Here is a 1449-nt window from a genome sequence, read left to right on the forward strand (position 1 = left end):
TATAGTCATCCATCCTATTTTGAGTTTTGAATATAGTACAGGGAAACTGTAGAGCCGCCATCATGATACATTCCTTGTGTCATTGTCCGGTGTAGTGTTCACAGAGGATAATACGCGGTGACTGGCAGTGATGTAAATGCCGTGCAATCACCACCGTAATTTTTTACAGAAAAGCGTTAACCACGCACGCTGGCCTGGATAAGAGCGGGTAAAGAGTAAATTCCTGCCCGTGCTGCAAAAGGCCCGGTATCTGTTAAACAGGTCGCTATATATCTGGGCTGATCGGGACGCAATATCACAGGTGTAGCAGGTGGCCAGGTGTTGCCGCTTTTCTTTCCGTCGAAATAGCCCTTTGGTCTTTTGCTATACCCACATGGCAAGTGCAATTTAGAAAGAACGGAAATTTTATTGCTGCCTTAACGGCAGATGACTGAATTTATTCGTATTTTCTTTTATCTATCTCACCATTTTCCTTTACGTAATATTTTCCGCTATCCATTCGAAAATACAAGCCTGTATTTTTACTGTATACCACCATCATTAGCGAGTTTTTATCAATGCAGTTTTTTACTGCTTTCATATCGTCAAAGCAGAGTCTGTCATAACCATCAGTTTCTTTATATCCATCACCAAAATCCCAAAAAATGATGGTAAAAAAACCATCCTCGGCAGGCTTGGGGGTGTTGTAAATATCCTTTATTTTTTTCTTGTTTGTCAGCCAATAATTAATTTTCCCTCGTTCGGTTAATGGAAAATTCTTTACCAGGATATCGCTATAGTTATGCCTTTGGTGAATGGCTATGATCTCCACGGGACGTAATGACAACCAAAGTAAGTAACCCAGCAGAGTACAGCCAATCAGTAATGATGCACAAAGCAATTTTTTATTTTTGGATTTCATTGCGTTCGCCTGTAATCTCTACAGTTGCTCCGATATCGGTTATGTATGGCTTGAAGCCAAACTGACAGTATCGCTGCAGCACGAACCAGATACGGAAGAAATGAAACTGGTTGAATCTTGTTTGCAGAATATCATCGCTGTCCAGACCAAAGTGATCCTGGATCTGATAATGCACCACTGCCCGGTAACGGTCATTATCAATTTTTAATGACTTTATTGTAATACATGTTGCCCAGGTATCGTGAACAGTGATACCCATACCATTATAATTATCCTGGAATCTGTCGAATTTAGGAAGCTTTCCGCTAAGTACGGCATCCCTCAGTTTGCCTGATCCTTCTCGTGGGTAACATTTATTTTCCCAATTAATATTTATGCTTAAGGCTTCTTGCAATAATAAGTATGTACTGTTTTTTGTTCTGTCATTGCGAATATGCTCCTTTAAAGCCGTGTCCATTGACATATCATGGAAGGGCGTACCGTTGCCGTTCTGCATATGGGTGATCATCTTTTCGATCAGGTGGCTGTACGGCCCATAAATGGAAAAC

At 40.9% G+C, this 1449-nt stretch carries 2 protein-coding genes; both read right to left on the reverse strand.

The annotated features are described in order from the left end of the window. Positions 1-436: 436 nt before the first annotated feature. On the reverse strand, positions 437-901 hold the full coding sequence (locus AB6T85_RS23680) for a DUF943 family protein (RefSeq protein ID WP_369897050.1): 465 nt from the start codon (positions 899-901) through the stop codon (positions 437-439). Then, positions 885-1449 (reverse strand): YPO3983 family protein (locus tag AB6T85_RS23685; RefSeq protein ID WP_369897052.1); only part of this gene is annotated, 565 nt, incomplete at its 5' end. The genes AB6T85_RS23680 and AB6T85_RS23685, both read right to left, overlap by 17 nt.

It is taken from the genome of Erwinia aeris (assembly GCF_041224955.1).
GTDB lineage: Bacteria > Pseudomonadota > Gammaproteobacteria > Enterobacterales > Enterobacteriaceae > Erwinia > Erwinia aeris.

Excerpts from the sequence above, each read along its gene's own strand:
- AB6T85_RS23680 (WP_369897050.1), bottom strand. The coding sequence starts at position 901 with ATGAAATCCAAAAATAAAAAATTGCTTTGTGCATCATTACTGATTGGC.